General features: G+C 62.1%; 14 protein-coding genes. 4 read left to right on the forward strand and 10 right to left on the reverse strand.

What is annotated here, in order from left to right:
• The gene (locus J4G38_RS00545) at window positions 1-429 is read right to left on the reverse strand and encodes a hypothetical protein (RefSeq protein ID WP_210514183.1); all 429 of its coding nucleotides are present in this window, start codon (window positions 427-429) and stop codon (window positions 1-3) included.
• A gap of 163 nt (window positions 430-592) precedes the next feature.
• Between J4G38_RS00545 and J4G38_RS00550 the strand changes: the two genes are divergently transcribed.
• Window positions 593-2,227, forward strand: a complete 1,635-nt coding sequence (locus tag J4G38_RS00550) for an NADP-dependent glyceraldehyde-3-phosphate dehydrogenase (protein WP_210514184.1) — start codon at window positions 593-595, stop codon at window positions 2,225-2,227.
• A 38-nt stretch (window positions 2,228-2,265) separates the two neighbouring features.
• Here the strand turns inward: J4G38_RS00550 and J4G38_RS00555 are convergent, their stop codons facing one another.
• The 3 genes from J4G38_RS00555 to J4G38_RS00565 all read right to left on the reverse strand — a co-directional run bounded on the left by J4G38_RS00555 (window position 2,266) and on the right by J4G38_RS00565 (window position 5,548).
• Window positions 2,266-4,464: an ATP-binding protein gene (locus tag J4G38_RS00555; protein ID WP_210514186.1), complete on the reverse strand. Its 2,199-nt coding sequence runs from the start codon at window positions 4,462-4,464 to the stop codon at window positions 2,266-2,268.
• A gap of 39 nt (window positions 4,465-4,503) precedes the next feature.
• Window positions 4,504-5,064: a hypothetical protein gene (locus J4G38_RS00560; protein WP_226163033.1), complete on the reverse strand. Its 561-nt coding sequence runs from the start codon at window positions 5,062-5,064 to the stop codon at window positions 4,504-4,506.
• 73 nt (window positions 5,065-5,137) lie between these two features.
• On the reverse strand, window positions 5,138-5,548 hold the full coding sequence (locus J4G38_RS00565; RefSeq protein ID WP_210514189.1) for a VOC family protein: 411 nt from the start codon (window positions 5,546-5,548) through the stop codon (window positions 5,138-5,140).
• 314 nt (window positions 5,549-5,862) lie between these two features.
• On the opposite strand from J4G38_RS00565, the gene J4G38_RS00570 reads away from it, so the two are divergent.
• Window positions 5,863-7,914, forward strand: a complete 2,052-nt coding sequence (locus J4G38_RS00570; protein WP_210514190.1) for a M13 family metallopeptidase — start codon at window positions 5,863-5,865, stop codon at window positions 7,912-7,914.
• An 80-nt stretch (window positions 7,915-7,994) separates the two neighbouring features.
• Here the strand turns inward: J4G38_RS00570 and J4G38_RS00575 are convergent, their stop codons facing one another.
• From J4G38_RS00575 to J4G38_RS00590, 4 genes are all read right to left on the reverse strand, one after another.
• Window positions 7,995-9,905, reverse strand: coding sequence for an ATP-binding protein (locus tag J4G38_RS00575; protein WP_210514192.1), 1,911 nt, complete (start codon window positions 9,903-9,905; stop codon window positions 7,995-7,997).
• A 151-nt stretch (window positions 9,906-10,056) separates the two neighbouring features.
• Window positions 10,057-10,485 (reverse strand): ribose 5-phosphate isomerase B, encoded by a 429-nt coding sequence (gene rpiB, locus J4G38_RS00580; protein ID WP_210514194.1) that lies wholly within the window; start codon window positions 10,483-10,485, stop codon window positions 10,057-10,059.
• A gap of 147 nt (window positions 10,486-10,632) precedes the next feature.
• Complete coding sequence (tatC, locus tag J4G38_RS00585) at window positions 10,633-11,508, reverse strand: twin-arginine translocase subunit TatC (RefSeq protein WP_317198163.1); 876 nt, start codon at window positions 11,506-11,508, stop codon at window positions 10,633-10,635.
• 178 nt (window positions 11,509-11,686) lie between these two features.
• Complete coding sequence (locus J4G38_RS00590) at window positions 11,687-12,979, reverse strand: serine hydroxymethyltransferase (protein WP_210514196.1); 1,293 nt, start codon at window positions 12,977-12,979, stop codon at window positions 11,687-11,689.
• A gap of 224 nt (window positions 12,980-13,203) precedes the next feature.
• On the opposite strand from J4G38_RS00590, the gene J4G38_RS00595 reads away from it, so the two are divergent.
• Together J4G38_RS00595 and J4G38_RS00600 are read left to right on the forward strand one after the other, a co-directional pair.
• A complete protein-coding gene (locus tag J4G38_RS00595) occupies window positions 13,204-13,692 on the forward strand; it encodes an RNA polymerase sigma factor (RefSeq protein ID WP_210514198.1) in 489 nt (162 codons plus the stop codon).
• Window positions 13,689-14,507 carry a hypothetical protein gene (locus J4G38_RS00600; protein ID WP_210514200.1) on the forward strand — a complete coding sequence of 273 codons (819 nt, stop codon included), beginning with the start codon at window positions 13,689-13,691 and terminating at the stop codon, window positions 14,505-14,507. Before J4G38_RS00595 ends, J4G38_RS00600 begins: the two co-directional genes overlap by 4 nt.
• 74 nt (window positions 14,508-14,581) lie before the next feature.
• On the opposite strand, the gene J4G38_RS00605 is transcribed toward J4G38_RS00600, so the two are convergent.
• Complete coding sequence (locus J4G38_RS00605; RefSeq protein ID WP_210514202.1) at window positions 14,582-15,160, reverse strand: hypothetical protein; 579 nt, start codon at window positions 15,158-15,160, stop codon at window positions 14,582-14,584.
• Between the two features lie 226 nt (window positions 15,161-15,386).
• Window positions 15,387-15,566: a hypothetical protein gene (locus J4G38_RS00610; protein WP_210514204.1), complete on the reverse strand. Its 180-nt coding sequence runs from the start codon at window positions 15,564-15,566 to the stop codon at window positions 15,387-15,389.
• Window positions 15,567-15,793 lie beyond the last annotated feature (227 nt).

Genomic DNA, 15,793 nt, shown 5'->3' on the forward strand with positions numbered 1-15,793 from the left:
TTATACCAGCAGCCAGCCCAGCAGCAGGGCCCGTGCCGTCCAGGCCAGCGTCCGCAGCCAGTTGGTGCGCGTGAGGCCGTCGATGGCGATGTAATCGTAGCCTTGTTCAAGGCGATTGTGAAACGGCACCGAAATAAAAAACGTGGCCGCCCAAATCAGGAGAACCAAAGCCAGGCTCCACCAGCCCGCGCCACCGGGCAGCGCGGCGCGGCCGGCCCAGGCCAGCCAGATGGCCAGGCCAAGTTCCAGCACCATCGGGGCCAGCACCACGTAGCTCATGCGGCGGGTGTGGGCCGCGTGAAAGGCTGCCCAGGCCTCCTTCGGCACCTTGCCAAAGCTGGGGTAATGCACGACCTGCACTGTCCAGATGAGGCCGGTGAGGTAGGCGGCCGCGGCGAAATTGAGCAGAAGCAGGAGTCGGAGTGGCATGGGGCGAAAAATATTTTTTGCCCGAACATACGGCCTATCTCTTCGGGTATGCCCCGCAAACGTTCCCGTAAATTCCGGCCTAAGGGCCGCCAGGAACCAACAATTCCGATTGCCATTGGCTTTTGTGTAGGTTCGCACCGCACACTGTTTCCCCATCTGACCCATGTCTGTAACCACAGAAAGTCTAACGCAACTCTTCCCGCCCAACGAAGCGGGCATTCCCGAAGCATGGCGGCTGACTGAGCCACTGCACCAGCGCCAGTACCTGCTCGACGGCGAGCTGCGCGAGTGGGCCGGCCCCACGCAGGAAGTCATTTCGCCCATGGCCGAGCGCCAGCCCGATGGCTCGCTCAAGCCCCGCGTCATCGGCTCCTATCCGTTGCTGGATGAGGCCGAAAGCCTCAAAGCCCTCGATGCCGCCGTGCGCGCCTACGACCACGGCCGGGGCGAGTGGCCCGCCATGAGCGTGGCCAACCGCATTGCGGCGGTGGAGAAATTCACCCGCCTCATCGTGGCCCGCAAGGCCGAAATCGTGAAGCTGCTGCTGTGGGAAATCGGCAAGTCGGCCGCCGATTCGGAGAAGGAATTCGACCGCACCGTCGACTACATCCGCAACACCATTGACTCGCTCAAGGACATGGACCGCGACTCGTCGCGCTTCACCATCACCGAAGGCATTATTGGCCAGATTCGGCGCTCGCCGCTGGGCGTGGTGCTCTGCATGGGTCCCTTCAACTACCCGCTGAACGAGACGTTCTGCATGTTGATTCCGGCCCTGATTATGGGCAACACCGTGCTATTCAAACCCCCGAAACACGGCACCCTGCTGCACTTCCCGCTCCTCCAGGCCTTCACCGAAGCCTTCCCCAAGGGCGTGGTGAACACGGTGTACGGGCGCGGCAACGCCGTGGTGCCGGCCCTCATGGCCTCGGGCAAGATTGACGCGCTGGGCCTCATCGGCAGCAGCCGCGTGGCCGACTCGCTCAAGAAGCTGCACCCCAAATCCAACCGCCTCCGCGCCATCCTCGGGCTCGATGCCAAGAACGTGGCCATCATCATGCCCGATGCCGATTTGGACGTGGCCGTGCGGGAAGCCGTGCTGGGCGCGCTGAGCTTCAACGGCCAGCGCTGCACCGCGCTCAAGCTGTTTATGGTGCACGAGAGCATTGCCGAGGACTTTGTGCAGCGCTTCGCCCTCGAAATCAACCAGCTGAAACCCGGCATGCCCTGGGACGCGGGCGTGAACATCACGCCCCTGCCCGAGCCCCAAAAGCCCGGCTACCTCGAAGAAGTTATTGCCGATGCCCAGGCCAAAGGCGCCCGCATAGTGAACGAAGGCGGCGGCACCAGCGCCGGCCCGCTCATGTACCCCGCCCTGCTCTACCCCGTGAAGGACGGCATGAAAGTGTGGCGCGAAGAGCAGTTTGGGCCGGTGGTGCCGGTGGCTTCTTTCGCGAAAGTCGACGAGGCCATTCAGTACATCATCGACTCGGACCACGGCCAGCAGGTGAGCATTTTCGGCTCCGAATCGCAGGAAGTGGCCGACCTGATTGACCAGCTCGTGAACCAGGTGAGCCGCGTGAACATCAATGCCCAGTGCCAGCGCGGGCCGGATACGTTCCCCTTCACCGGCCGCAAAGACTCGGCCGAGGGCACGCTTTCGGTCTACGATGCCCTGCGCTCGTTCAGCATCCGCACGGTGGTGGCCACCAAGCAAACGGAGGCCAACAAGCACCTCTTCAACGAGATTGTGGACGGCCAGGAAAGCAGCTTTCTGAGCACCCGGTTTATTCTGTAGAACCCATTTCCAACGTTGCCCGCAAGTGGCGCAGGACCTCAGTCCTGCGCCACTTTTTTGTAGTCTTCGGCGGGCACTTTGGCTTTAATATCGCAAGGAATTCGCACCACGAATTCGGTGTATTCGCCCTCTTGGGTGTGCACGCTGAGCTTGCCCCCGTAGCCTTTGGTGATGATGTCGTAGCTGAGCCAGAGGCCCAGTCCGGTACCCTCGCCCGTGGGCTTGGTGGTGAAAAAGGGCTCGAATATTTTGTCAACTACCATGGCCGGGATGCCGGTGCCATTGTCGCGCACGCGCAGCTCCACGTCCCCGCCCTGCCGCCGGGTGCTCACCTGCACTTCGGGCGCGTAAGCAGGGCCCAGTGCGGCCATTTTGTGCTGGACGGCATAAAAAGCATTGGTGAACAGGTTGAGCAGCACCCGCCCGATTTCCTGCGGCACCAGCTGGAGCGGCCCCAGGTCGGGGTCCAGCTTGAAGGTGCGCGCAACGCTGACGTTCTGGTGCTTGCTTTGCAGGCCGTGGTAAGCCAGGCGCAGGTAGTCCTGGGCCATGGCATTGAGGTCCACGGGCTGGCGCTGGCCGGTATCGGCGTGCGCGTGCTCCAGCATGCCTTTCACAATGTCGCCGGCCCGGCTGCCGTGCTGGTGAATTTTGTGCAGGTTCTTCTTCAAGTCGCCAAACAGCTCATTTTCCAGCTTTTCATCGCGAGCGGGTTGCTGGCGCTCCTCCTCCAGCTCAGTCACCAGCTCCAAGCTCACTTCGGAGAAATTATTAACAAAATTGAGCGGGTTCTGAATCTCGTGGGCCACGCCCGCCGTGAGGGCCGCCAGGGCCACCATCTTCTCGCTCTGCACCAGCTGACTCTGGGTGGCTTTCAGCTTGGTCAGAGTGCTGTCCAGTTGGTCGCGGTGGTGGGCAATCTGGGCATTCTTCACGTTCAGCGTCCGGTTGGCCCGTTGCTTGAGGAAAACGTTGCGGGCCAGCAGCGCCGCCAGCAGCACCAGGCCCAGTACGCCCGCCAGCAAGCCCAGCATTTTTTGGTGCTGCCGGGCCGCCTGCTGGGCTTGCAGCTGTTGGCGCTGCTTAAGCAGGATAATCTGGCTCTGCTTTTTATCCAGCTCGTAGCCGTAGCGGAGGGCGCTGGTTTTCTTCTGCGTCTCTTCGCCAGTCACCGAATCCTTATAGGCCACCCACAGCCGCTGGTAGTGGTAGGCATTGGCAAAATCGCCCCGTTGGGCGAAGGCCTGGGCCAGGATGTCGCTGCCATTGCGCAAGCTTTCGTTGCTGCGTGACGACTGACTTAGCGCAAAGGCGTGACGCGCCAAGGCCATTGCGCTGTCGGTGCGGCCCTGCAGCAGGTACACGCGCGCCATAGCCAGTTCGGCTGGAGGCAGGTTGTACGCATCTTTATTGGAAATGGCTTCGGCGCGCGCACGGCTGGCGTGGAATAGCGCCTCGCGCAGGCGGCCTTCTTCCACGTACAGAATCGAGAGATTGATTTCGTCAATTAATGCGCTAATGACGTCGTTCAACTGGCGGTTCAGGCGCATCGACCGGTTGAAGTAGCCCACCGCCCGTGGCCGGTCGTGCAATTGCTGGTAGGCATTGCCCAGCAGGTTTAAGGCCGTTGCCAGTGCATGCTTATCGCCCGACGCTTCGGCGCTACGCAACGCCGGCAGCAATACCTTAACCGCATCTTGGTAGTTGCCGAGCTGCACGTACACGCTGCCTATTGCTACCTGCAAGCGGGCGGCATCTACCCGGTTGCCCGTTCGCTCGGCGTAGGGCAAGCCCTGCAAAGCTGCCCGCAGCGAAGCCGCCGGATTTTCCTGCTCCGCCTCAATCAGGCTCCATTGCAAGAATATTTTGGCCAGCCCCACCGAATCGTGCCGCTGCATGAACAGGTTTTGCGCCTGCTGCGTGTAGCGCCGGGCCTGCTCGTAATCGGCTTGGCGCCGGCAGAGCGTACCCAGCCGTACCAAGGCCTGGCCCTCGCCTACGGCGTCATGGAGGCGGCGGCTCAGCTTCAAGGCCTGCTTCAGCACCGTGGCCGACTGCAAGGGGGCGGCCAGCATCAGGGCCGAGCTGAGGGCTTGCAGCCGCCGTACGCGGGTGGTATCGGCCCGAGGCTCGGCCTGTAGCAGCGCTTGTAGGCTATCAGCTACATGTATTTGCGCTTTGGCCGGTCCAGCGTGCCAGAGCCCTGCCATCAGTATCAGAAAAAGCCAGCGTTTCATATGCGGTCAGGTGACCTTGCCAATTGGTAAATCCATTGGCTAATCGCGCCGGCGTAGTGCACGGATTACCGAGGCCAGGGCCGCGCCCACCGCCAGTGCGGCTAGCATTTCCAGTCCCCGGCTGCCAGCCCGGCGCGCGTGCCGGCCGGGCCCCGGCGCAAACGGATAAGGTGGATTGACAATGACGCCCTTTAACATTATCCCCCCAGCTCCATCGGGCACACCTAGCACAGCCCGACGAGTTTCCGGCTTGTCACTGGGCCCATGCAAGCTGGTCTTTGGAGGCTCTAACTCCTTCATTCCCAGCGACAACTGAAACTTGTAAAACTTATCGAAATCCGTCTCATCCATCTTGCCAGCGTACAAATAATCAATGCAGCAGTCGGTCAATTTACCATCGTACAGCATGATATGCAGCTCTTTATCCCCACTCGGCTCCCTAAAGGAAAAAGCTTTGCCATCCGGGCTTTGGGTGGGTGGTTTGGGATGCGCAAGGCGTTCATCAGCTATTCGCCGATTAAACGCTTCTTCTTTGGAAAAAGAGTACCGAACGGCGGTCGATACGACGTCGCCCAAATCAGCATGTTTGTGTGGCTTCATAACAATGGCGTGGCGCAAAGGGTGAAATCAACTTTTGGCCACACCCAAACCGAGGTAGCAGCCGTGGGCAGGGTTAGGTGAGGGGGTACGGCGGGTTCACCACCAGGCCCAGCACGTTGCCCGAGGCATCAGCCAGCGTGGCCAGTTCAAGGTCGCCCTTGACAAGCCAGTCCTTGGGCGGCTTATGGGGCGGGTGGACGCCACCGCAGCCGTGGTTCTTAATCAGGTCGTCGTACACGTCCTTCAACTCGGCACTGGCACCCGGCACCTCCCAGTAGATGGTGGTCCGGGTGCTGCCGTCTGGCGTCACCACGCACAGCAGCGCCATATCGGTCGTGAGCCGGTAAGGATAAGTCTTCTCGCCCAGCAGAACCTCGTAAAACGCTTTGGTTTTGGCGAGTTGCGCGGCATCGGCTACGCCTAACTCAATTATGGCGGGGCGCGTCACTTTTCCTTTTAGAACTGCAGGTGCGGGAGAAGACATAACAATGAGTGAAAAAGTAGAACGCTTCCTGAAATAGCTTCAGATGTGTTAGCTGCTGTCAGTCGCAATACCGTTTTACAGCTACACTATAAAATAAATATACTACTTGTTTGCAAGTAAGCACAAGTTTTTACAGGCATTATCACATCTGCGCCATTACGTAATTCCATTGGCTGCTTGGCTGAAAAGCTGACATACACCACCTCAGTGTGCCCGGCAGCAACTATTTGGGTGGGCAGTAGTCTATGCTCAGCACTGGCAGCCGATATTTGGCCACCAGCCGGCGTGAGATGGCTTTCACCTTTTTGCCCTATATGAAACAACACTTCCTCCTTCTGCCCTTGCTGGCCGCCCTCGTCACCGGCTGCCCATCCAATTCCCTCAAAACGGCCAGCACCAACGGCAAGCCCGACATCCTGCACGCCGCCCTCGACACCACCGTGGCCCCCGGCGACGACTTCTTCACCTACGCCAACGGGACGTGGCTGAAAAACAACCCCATTCCAGCCTCGGAAAGCACCATGGGCATCGGCAAAAAGGTCCAGGATGAGGTGTACAGCCGCCTGCGCCAGACCAGCATCGAAGCCGCCGGCGCGCAGGACGCCACCCCCGGCAGCAACCAGCAGAAAATCGGCGATTTCTGGGCCGTGGGGCTCGATTCGGTGAAGGCCGACCAGCTGGGCGCAGCCCCCATCCGGCCGGAGCTGGACCGCATCGCGGCCATGAAAACCGTGGCCGAGGTGCCGGGCGTCATCGCCCACGAAATTCCGCTGGGCGTGAACGCGCTGATTGGCCCGCGCGTGGGCCAGGACGATAAGAACAGCGACAAAATGGCCCTCTACCTGCGCCAGGCGGGCCTGGGCCTGCCCAACCGCGACTACTACTTCAACACCGACTCGCGCACCAAGAACATCCGCCGCGAATACGTGAAGCACGTCGCCCATACCTTCAAATTATTGGGCCAGGACTCGACCACGGCCCAGGCCAATGCCGCCCAGGTCATGGCCCTGGAAACCACGCTGGCCAAGTCTTCGCGCAAGCTCGAAGCCCTGCGCGACCCGTATGCCAACTACCACAAGATGAGCATCGCGCAGCTCGACAAGCTCACGCCCGGCATCGACTGGAAAACCTGGCTTGGCCAGCTGGAATTCGTGAGTACGGACACCGTCATCGTGGGCCAGCCGGAGTTTTACCAGACCGTGGGGCAGCTCCTGAAAACCGCGCCGCTGGACACCTGGAAGGCTTACCTCGCCTGGCACGTGGCGCGCGAATTTGCGCCCGCCCTCAGCCATCAGTTTGTGGACGAGAACTTCCATTTCTACGGCACGGTGCTGCGCGGGGCGAAGGCCATTCGCCCCCGCTGGAAACGGGCCCTCGACATGCAGGAAAATGCCTTGGGTGACGCTCTGGGCCAACTCTTTGTCAAAGAATACTTCAAGCCCGAAGCCAAGGCCCGCTACGATACGCTGGTAAAAAACGTGGTTTCGGCCTTTGCCGAGCACATTCAGAAAGTGGACTGGATGAGCGCGCCCACCAAGATTGTGGCTCTGGATAAGCTCCACAAAATCACGCCCAAAGTGGGCTACCCGGATAAGTGGAAAGACTACTCGGCTCTGAAAATCGACCGCAGCTCCCTGGCTGAAAACGTGATGCGCGCCAATCAGTGGCAGTACCGCTACGAGCGCAACAAGCTGGGCAAGCCCGTGGACCGCACCGAATGGGGCATGACCCCGCAGACCTACAACGCCTACTACAACGGCTCGAACAACGAAATTGTGCTGCCCGCCGCGGCCTTTGCCATCCCCGGCCTGCTCGATGCCGACGCCGATGACGCGCTGGTGTACGGCTACGCGGGCGCCAGCACCATTGGCCACGAGCTCACCCACGGCTTCGACGACGAAGGCAGCCAGTACGACGCCCACGGCAACCTGCACGAGTGGTGGAGCAAAGAGGACCGCAGGCGCTTTAACGGGCGCGTAAACGGCATTGTGAAGCAGTTCAACGGCTACACGCTGCTCGACTCGCTGCACATCAACGGCAAGGCCACGGCCGGCGAAAACATTGCCGACCTCGGCGGCATCGTCATTGGCCTCGATGCCTTCAAGAAAACCAAGCAGTACAAGGAAGGCAAGAAAATCAACGGCCTCACGCCCGTGCAGCGCTATTTCCTGGGCTACGCCCTGGGCTGGCAGATGCACGTGCGCGACGAGAGCCTGGCCTCGCAGCTGCTCACCGACGTGCACTCGCCGGCCCAGTACCGCGTGAATGGCCCAATGGCCGACGTGCCCGCCTTCTACGAAGCTTTCGGCATCCAGCCCGGCCAGAAACTATACCGCCCGGATTCGACCCGCGTGATTATCTGGTAGAAGCGCAGAACGGACAATAAACAGAACGTCATGCTGAGCGTAGCCGAAGCATGACGTTCTATTATTCCCTTCCCCTAAAGTCACCTCGCCGCTGGCAGGCTCACCGTCACGTTGGTGCCGGCACCGGGGCGGCTTTGGATAACCAGCGTGCCGCCGTGGCGATGCACGAAGGCGCGGCTCAGGGCCAGGCCCAGCCCCAGGCCGGTGGTGCGGGGCGTGGGCGTGGGCTCGGGCAGGGCCGGGCCGCTCATGAGGGCCGCAATGGTGGCCGCGCTCATGCCCGGCCCGGTATCGGTGCAGTTGAGCAGCACGGTGCTGGAGTCGTCGGGGTCGATGGCGGCGTCGAGGTGGACATGGCCGCCGGCGGGCATAAATTTCAGGGCGTTGCCCACCAGGTTGCGCAGGATGGTGCGGGCCATATTGCGGTCGGCCAGCACGGCCAGGCCGGGGGGTGTAGCCATGGTGATGTGCTGCCAGCTGGCCGCCGCCGTGGTCTGGTACAGCGCCTGGCACTCGGCAAACAGCTCGGATACCAACAGCGGCGCGGGGCGGCACTCCAACTCGCCGGTTTGGCTCACGGCCCAGTTCAGCACGTTGTCGAGCAGGTGGTTGAGGCTGTCGGCGGCCTGGCGAACCAGTGCGGGCAGGCGGGCCAGGCCGGCCTGGTCGTTCTGGGCGATGTAGGAGTCAATCAGGCTGGTGACGCCGGAAAAGGCCATGACCGGGCCGCGCAGGTCGTGGGCCACAATGGCGTACAACTTGTCTTTGGACACGGCCACGCTGCGCAGCTCGGCCGATACCTGCTTCAGGGCCCGGTGGTTGGCGGCCAGGGCCGAGCGGCTGCGGCGCAGGTTGCGGTACAGGTACACGGCCACCAGCAGGCCCAGCGCCAGCACAGCCACCATGGCGCCCAGCACACGGTTGTGCCAGCCCTGCTCCTGTTGCTGCTCGGTGAGCTGGCGCAGGCGGCGGGCCCGCTCCAGGGTTTCGTAGCTGACCTGGGCGGCGGCCAGGGTTTGCAGGGTCTGGCGGTTGTTCAGGGTATCGTTTAGCTCCACGAAGTGCTTGTTCCACTCGTAGGCCCGGCGGTAGTCTTTGTATTCGGCCGCTTCCGCCGCCAGAATGCTGTAGGCGTCGAGCACACGCTCCAGGTAATCGGACTGGCGGGCCAGACGCAGGGCTTCGCGCACGGCCGCATCGGCCCGCTCCCGCTGGTCGGTTTCGATGTAATACATCGCAAACATGATGAGCTGGTTGGCCTGGTTGCGCACGGCATTTTGGCGGCGGCTGATGGCCAGGGCCTGCGTGAGCAGCCTTTTCACCCGCGGCAGGTTGCCGGTTTGCATCTGGTAAGTGGCCAGGCTGGAGAGGTAGGTCGATTGGGCCGTTGAGTCGCCTTCGCGCCGGGCCAGCGCCAGCGCCAGGGAATCGAAATGCAAGGCCTGCGCGTACTGTTGGCGGAAAAACAGCAGGGTGCCCACGTTGCCCAGCAGCTTCATGCGGGTGCGGGGCGTCACGCCGGCTTGCGCCGAAAGCTGCAGGGCTTTGCGGTAGTGCCGCCACGCCGTGGTGGAGTCGCCCCGCTCGTGGTAGATGCTACCCTGCGCCGTGTAGGCCCGCGCCAGGGCATCGGCGTTGTGCAGGCGGCGGGCCAGGGCCTGAGCTTCTGAAAGCAGAGCCAGCGATTCCGGACCGTTCGACAGGTTGGCGTAGCAGCTGGCCAGGCCCAGCAGGCTGTTTAGCAGGCCGGGCTCCTGCTGCTCAGCAGGCAGCGTGCGGGCCAGGGCCACGGCCGCTTCGCCATAGGGCAGGGCCCGCACGGGCTGCTCCTCGCGCAGGGCGTAGCAGATGGCGCCCAGCAAGCGCAGGCGGGTGGTATCGGGCAGGCGAGTGGCCAGTTTTTGGCGCAGGGCATCCGTTGCCGTGGGCGACGGCTTTGCGGCCGCCGGCTCCGTCGGCACCAGCAGCCACCCGAAGGCCAATAGCCACATGAGCAAAATTCCGGGCCGCGTCATAATTGGCTACGTAGTGCTTGCCAAAGATATGCACCTGCGGCGACATTCACGCTTTAATGCTATTTCCAAAGGCAGCATTATTGATAGCCTGCTTTCATAATTGACCCCTAAACCCTTTTAAACGGGCTCAGCAGTTAATTTTCGACACTCGCAACTGGTGCCTGCCGCCCTCGAAATCAGTATTCAAAAAAGTTGATACAATTTCGCGGGCTTGTTCCTCACTTACGTAACGAGCTGGAACGCATAGCACATTGGCATTATTGTGTTGCCGGGCCAGGGCCGCTATCTCGGGCAGCCAGGCAATGGCCCCGCGCACCCCGGCGTGCTTATTGGCTGTGATGCAAACGCCGTTGGCCGAGCCGCACAGCAAAATTCCTTGGGCAAACTCGCCCGCCGCCACGGCCGCCGCCAACGGGTGCGCCACGTCCGGATAATCCATCGAATCGGCGGAGTACGTGCCGAAATCCTGGATTTCGTAGCCTTCGCCGATAAGCCAGAGGCGAAGCATTTCCTTGTGGACAAAGCCGGCGTGGTCGGAGCCGAGGGCAAGTTTCATAGGGGGAGGCTTGGGTGGTAACGGGATAAAAATAGCACGTCATGCCGAGTGGAGCCAAGGCCTCTTGCTCGCTTCGTTGCATCGGTTTGCATTACTGCGGCACGCGGGAGGCCTCGGCTCCGCTCGGCATGAGGTTCATTATCTTCTTTACTGCGCGGCGTCGCGCTCGGTCTGCCGGGCCAGCTTGGCGTTGAGGCGGGCGGCATCGCCGCGCCGCACCACGCGGGCAATGTGGATGCTGAGCTCATAGAGCAGTAGAATGGGAATGGTGACGATAATCTGGGCCGAAATGTCGGGCGGGGTGATGACGGCGGCAATGATGAGGATGACCACAATGGCGTGCTTGCGGTACATCTGCATAATTTCGGCCGAAACGAGGCCGGCTTTAGCCAGGAAGAACACAATCATGGGCAGCTCGAACACGAAGGCGCACGACACGCTCATGGTGGTGAGCGTGCTCATGTAGCTCTGCATGTCAATCTGGTTTTCGATGCTGGCATCAACTACGTAGCCGGCCAGGAAGTTGATGCTCAGCGGCGCGGCGATGTAGTAGCCGAACAGCAGCCCCATAATGAACAGTATCGACACGAAAAACACGGCGCCCTGCGAGTTCTGCCGCTCGTGCGGGTAGAGGCCGGGCTTCACGAAGCGCCAGATTTCCCAGAACAGGTACGGGAACGCCAGCAGAATGCCCACGATGAACGAGGTGCTGATGTGCATGGTGAGCTGCCCGCTCATTTCGCGGTTCTGAATCACGAAACCGATTTTGTCGATGCACAAGTCCGGCGCGTGCACCCACTGGCCGAATTTGCAGAACATGCGGTACGTCCAGAAATCGGGCCGCGAGGGCCCCAGAATCAGGTCGTGAAACAGGAAGTCTTTGGCGAAAAACGCCCCGGTGGCAAACACCACCACCGAAATAGCCGCCCGGATGATGTGCCAGCGCAAGGCCTCCAGGTGGTCGATGAAGGACATTTCGTGCTGTTCGCCCAGCGGTTTTGGTTGTTGCGGTTGAGGTTGCACGGGGGAGATGAGTGGAAGAGGTTGAGTAAGTGGCGAAGCAAGTAGAACGTCATGCAGAGCGCAGCGAAGCATCTCGCCCGCGTCGTTGCAACCAGTAATAATTACTGCTGCACGCGAGATGCTTCGCTGCGCTCTGCATGACGTTCTTTTTACGCAGCCGCCCTACTTACGTAAAAGCCTACGCAAACAGCGGGTAGTCCTGCAGCCAGGCGTTCACCTGCTGCCGCACCTGGCCGATGCGGGTGTCGTTGTCGTGGTTCATCAGGGTTTCGTCAATCAGCTCCACGATGCGGGCCATGTCGGTTTCGCCCAGGCCGCGGGTAGTTACGGCGGCCGAGCCAATGCGGATGCCGCTGGTCACGAACGGCGACTTGTCGTCGAACGGCACCATGTTTTTATTGATGGTGATATCGGCCCGCACCAGCGTGTTTTCGGCCAGCTTGCCGCTGATGCCTTTCGAGCGCAGGTCAATCAGCATGAGGTGGTTGTCGGTGCCGCCCGAAATGATGTCGTAGCCCAGGGCGGTGAAGCCCCTGGCCAGCGCCTGGGCGTTGCGCGCCACTTGCTGGGTGTAAGTTTTGAAGTCGTCGGTCAGCGCCTCGCCGAAAGCCACCGCTTTCGCAGCAATAACGTGCTCGAGCGGCCCGCCCTGGGTGCCGGGGAATACGCCCGAGTCGAGCAGGGCCGACATGGGGCGGATTTCGCCTTTCGGGGTTTTCAGGCCGAAGGGGTTGTCGAAGTCCTTGCCCAGCATGATGAGGCCGCCACGCGGGCCGCGCAGGGTTTTGTGGGTCGTCGTCGTCACGATGTGGCAATGCTCGAACGGCGAGTTCAGCAGGCCGGTGGCGATGAGGGCCGAGGGGTGCGAAATGTCGGCCAGCAGCAGGGCGCCTACTTCGTCGGCGGCTTCGCGCAGGGCGGCGTAGTTCCAGTCGCGGGAGTAGGCCGAGGCGCCGCAGATAATCATTTTGGGGCGCTCGCGGCGGGCGGTTTCCTTGATTTTGCTCCAGTCGATGAGGCCGGTTTCCTTCTCAACACCGTAGAAGCTGGGCTGGTAGAGCTTGCCCGAGAAGTTGACCGGGGAGCCGTGGGTGAGGTGGCCGCCGTGGCTGAGGTCGAAGCCGAGGATTTTATCGCCGGGGTTGAGGCAGGCCAGCATCACGGCGGCGTTGGCCTGGGCACCGGAGTGGGGCTGCACGTTGGCCCACTGCACGCCGAACAGCTCCTTCACGCGGTCGATGGCCAATTGCTCGATTTGGTCCACTATTTCGCAGCCGCCGTAGTAGCGCTTGCCGGGCAGGCCCTCGGCGTACTTGTTGGTGAGCACGGAGCCCTGGGCGGCCATCACCTGTTCCGAAACGTAGTTTTCGGAGGCAATGAGCTCCAGGCCGTGGGTCTGGCGAATTTTCTCCTGCGCGATGAGGTCGAAAACGGCGGTGTCGAGGAGGCGGGCGGGGGCGGCTGTTTGCATGGGCGCAAAGGTAAGGAGGCAGTAGGGAAGGTGGGAATGAAGAACGTAGGGGCAGAGGAGAAACAGAACGTCATGCAGAGCGCAGCGAAGCATCTTGCCCGCTTCGTTGCCTCATTATTTGAGGTAGTAACTGCGAGCAAGATGCTGCGCTCTGCATGACGTTCCTTGTGCTCGCCCCTATTCCCCTTTTCCGTTGTTACTTGCCACTGCCTTTGCTCATTCCCATGTCAGCGCCCCTCGCCGAAACCCTTACGCAGCTACGCATTGGCAATCAGAAAGCGCTGATTGACTTTTACCAGCGCAGCCGGCACCTGTTTGCCCGCTGGGCCCAGCGCAAGCACCAGCTGGCCGCACCCCAGGCCCACGGGTTGCTGCAGGACACGCTGCTCGACTTCTACGACCAGGTGGCCGATGGCCGCATCACCAAAATGCCGGGCGACCTGCGGGCCTACCTCTACGGCATGGCCCAGCTGCGGCTGGCCGCCCACGTGCCCGCCCACCAGCCCCTGCCCGCCGCCGAGGCCGGCCGCCGCCAGCGCCTGCTGGCCCAGTTCAGCCAGCTCGGGGCCGATTGCCAGCAGGTGCTGACCTACTTTTACTTTCGCGGCTACAACTTTGACAAGATGGGCGGCAAAATGGGCTTCCCCAACGCCACCGTGGCCCGCCGCCAGAAAAGCGCCTGCCTGCGCAAACTTTACGAGCTGCTGAAATGAGTCCGCTGACTCCCGCCTCCCCCGACCTGCGCCCCTACATCGATGAGCTGGAACGCTTCGCCGACGGCCAGATGACGCCGGAGGAGCAGGATGCCTTCGAGCTGCGCCTGGAGCAGGACGAGGCCCTGACCGATGCCCACGCCGCCTACGAGCAGCTCACCGCCGACCTGCGCTGGGCCGCCGGCCACGACACCCTGCGCCTGCGCCTGCAATCCCTCGACGAGCGCATGGACCAGCGCGGCACCGCCCTGGCCCGCGCCCACAGCCTGGCCCAGCGCCGGCAGCGCCGCTGGGCTACCTGGAGCATTCTGGGGGCCGTGGTGCTGGTGCTGGCCGCCGGGGCCGCCTGGTATTTCAGCCGCCCCAACACCGCCCGGCCCGCCCGTAGCTGGGAAGCCTACTACCAGCCCGACCCCGGCCCCGCTGTGACTACCGGCCTGCTGCACAGCCGCCCCCTGCTGAGCGAAGCCCTCGACCAGTACCAGGCCGGCCACTACCCGGCCGCGCTGCACTCCCTGGGCCGCGTGAGCCCGGCCAACGTGGGGGCCGATACCCTGCTCTACCTGCGCGGCCTCATCCTGCTGCGCGAGGGCCAGGGCAACGCCGCCCAGCTCTATTTCCGCCGCGTGGGCGAAACCGACAGCACCGGCGAGCTGGTGCGCCGCGCCCGCTACCACCTCGGCATGGCCTACTGGCAGGCCCAGGAGCTGGCCCCCGCCCTGGCCACGCTGCGCGCCGTGGCCGCCGACTCGCTCAACCCCTACCGCGCCTCGGCCCGGCGGGCCGTAGCGGCCGGCGTGCTGGAACCCCGGTAACCCAAGTTGCGAAGCATGCAGTAAAAGCCTCCCCAGCATTGGCTGGTGCGCGTTTCCAAAGCAAAAGGCCCCGCTCAGGTAGCTAAGCGGGGCCTTTTGCTTTGTTGAAGTGGCAGTGTACCACTCCCGGCCGGTTCCAAACCACTCGGGACCGGTTCCGCACCACCTCCGACCGGTTCCGCACCACTCGGGACGGGTTCGGAACCGGTTCCAGGTGGTGGGCTACGCCTTGGGGGGCGTGGGGGCGTGGCTTTGGCGGTGCTCATGCGGTGGGCGTAGCGCTTTTTCATGATTTGGAGGGGGGCCTGCACGGCGCTGGTTTCGCCGTTGTCCTTGCTCAGGTCGGCGTAGATGTCGTCGGCGGTCACCATCACGTCGGCCCCGGCGAGGCGGTAGGTATCGGCTATTTTCTGGGCCAGGGGCGCAATCACGGCCACAATGCCGCGCAGGCTCTCCATCAGGGCCACGTCTTTTTCGAACTCGGCCAGGTCGAAGGACCGGCGGGTGAAGTCGACATTGGCCCGCACGGCGTCGAGCGCGGCCATGGCGAAGGGGACGCCATCGAAGCCGATGTTGCGCAGGCTCCGGCTTTCCTCCGGCTGCAAGGTGATGAGGAAGGGCAGCAGGTCATCGACCTGGTGCAGGAAATCCACGATTTTTTTCGTGTCGTCGGGCGTTAGGCGGCCGAAATGCGGTTGCCTTGCTTCATGGGAATTTTGGAAATGGGGTGGGGAAAAAGGATAAAAAAGCGGGTGGCCCCGACCCGAAGGCCCGAGCCACCCGCTTGTGGAGGTAAACGTAAGCAGAACGGTATTATTATTTTTCGATGCGCAGCTGTTCGCGTTTCACTACTTTGTTTCCTTGCAGCAAATGCACGACCTAAAACACGTCATTAATCGCGTCGGCAAAGCCGGTAATGGCCGGCTCGTACACGGACGGGCCGGGGGTGCCGCCCCCGCCACCGGGTACGGACTGCGTGGTAGCCCCGCCCGTGCGTTGGGCCAGGCTGCTGCTCAGGCTCGTGGCCAGCAGCAGGAAGGAAAGTAGAATCTGTTTCATACGGAAAAAGGGAAAAGAAAGGGAATGGAAATGCGTTAAAAGCGGGAGTCAAACCGGCCATCGGTGACCACGACCCGACCACAGCCGGGTGTTTCCAGCGTGAAAGCGAAGCGGCCTGACACAATGCGTGCTACTAAGTCTAGGCGTGTGATTTCTAATGTTCCAATGTGTGTTGAATTGGTATAGTATGCGCACCTGGATAATAAGTCAACTAGAGTAGCAGATTT

This window comes from Hymenobacter terricola, assembly GCF_017921975.2.
GTDB lineage: Bacteria > Bacteroidota > Bacteroidia > Cytophagales > Hymenobacteraceae > Hymenobacter > Hymenobacter terricola.